1 pseudogene is annotated in these 302 nt (G+C 63.9%); it reads right to left on the reverse strand.

Annotated features, from left to right (window positions below):
- Positions 1–275 (reverse strand): annotated as a pseudogene (locus E0702_RS16590) (ornithine cyclodeaminase); the annotation flags it as partial.
- Between the last annotated feature and the right edge of the window lie 27 nt (positions 276–302).

Below are 302 nucleotides of genomic sequence, written 5' to 3' on the forward strand. Positions count from 1 at the left end.
AGGATATCCTGGTGCAATTCTGTCTTGCCGGGGCAGTCGCCTCCGATGGCGTTGATGTGCAGGCCTGCGCCGACCATGTTGTCGGTCAGGATCGTGGCGAATTGCTTGTCGGCGGTGCAAGTGGTGATGATCTGCGCGCCCTCGATGGCCTCTTCCGGCGTGGCGCAGGGGATCAGCTCGAAACCTTGTCCGGTCAGGTTGCGCCGCACTTTTTCTGTCGCCGCCCGGTCGATATCGTAAAGCCGCAGCGTGTCGATGCCGCCGCGCGCGCGCATCGCCGGCGCCTGAACTTCCGACTGTGC

Source organism: Halomonas marinisediminis (genome assembly GCF_004347715.1).
GTDB classification, from domain to species: domain Bacteria; phylum Pseudomonadota; class Gammaproteobacteria; order Pseudomonadales; family Halomonadaceae; genus Halomonas; species Halomonas icarae.